Origin of the sequence: Neisseria flavescens, from assembly GCF_001618065.1 — a bacterium.
Classification (GTDB): domain Bacteria; phylum Pseudomonadota; class Gammaproteobacteria; order Burkholderiales; family Neisseriaceae; genus Neisseria; species Neisseria flavescens_A.
This window is the reverse complement of the sequence record NZ_LAEI01000008.1, coordinates 1-1,179: the sequence shown is the minus strand read 5'-3', so window position 1 is coordinate 1,179 and position 1,179 is coordinate 1. Positions and strand designations below refer to the sequence as shown.

General features: G+C 48.0%; 1 protein-coding gene. It reads left to right on the top strand.

Features of this window, described 5'->3' with window-relative positions; all coding sequences use genetic code 11:
• Position 1 precedes the first annotated feature (1 nt).
• A partial coding sequence (gene tuf / locus TW89_RS02505; protein WP_049336986.1) for an elongation factor Tu occupies positions 2 to 1,179 on the top strand: 1,178 nt, incomplete at its 3' end.

Below are 1,179 nucleotides of genomic sequence, written 5' to 3'. Positions count from 1 at the left end.
CATGGCTAAGGAAAAATTTGAACGTAGCAAACCGCACGTAAACGTTGGCACCATCGGTCACGTTGACCATGGTAAAACCACTCTGACTGCTGCTTTGACTACTATTTTGGCTAAAAAATTCGGTGGCGCTGCAAAAGCTTACGACCAAATCGACAACGCTCCTGAAGAAAAAGCTCGTGGTATTACCATTAATACCTCACACGTAGAATACGAAACTGAAACCCGTCACTACGCACACGTAGACTGCCCGGGTCACGCCGACTACGTTAAAAACATGATTACCGGTGCTGCCCAAATGGACGGCGCTATCTTGGTATGTTCCGCAGCTGACGGTCCTATGCCACAAACTCGCGAACACATCCTGTTGGCTCGCCAAGTAGGTGTACCTTACATCATCGTATTCATGAACAAATGCGACATGGTTGACGATGCCGAGCTGTTGGAACTGGTTGAAATGGAAATCCGTGACTTGTTGTCAAGCTACGACTTCCCAGGCGACGACTGCCCAATCGTACAAGGTTCTGCACTGAAAGCTTTGGAAGGTGATGCTGGTTACGAAGAAAAAATCTTCGAATTGGCTGCTGCTTTGGACAGCTACATCCCAACACCTGAGCGTGCTGTGGACAAACCTTTCTTGTTGCCTATCGAAGACGTATTCTCTATCTCTGGTCGTGGTACAGTAGTAACTGGTCGTGTAGAGCGCGGTATCATCCACGTTGGTGACGAGATCGAAATCGTAGGTCTGAAAGAAACTCAAAAAACCACTTGTACCGGTGTTGAAATGTTCCGCAAACTGCTGGACGAAGGTCAAGCAGGTGACAACGTAGGTGTATTGCTGCGTGGTACTAAACGTGAAGACGTAGAGCGTGGTCAAGTATTGGCTAAACCAGGTACTATCACTCCTCACACCAAGTTCAAAGCAGAAGTATACGTACTGAGCAAAGAAGAGGGTGGTCGTCACACTCCATTCTTCGCTAACTACCGTCCACAATTCTACTTCCGTACTACTGACGTAACTGGTGCAGTTACTTTGGAAGAAGGCGTAGAAATGGTAATGCCGGGTGAGAACGTAACCATTACTGTAGAACTGATTGCGCCTATCGCTATGGAAGAAGGCCTGCGCTTTGCGATTCGCGAAGGTGGTCGTACCGTAGGTGCGGGTGTGGTTTCTTCTGTAAT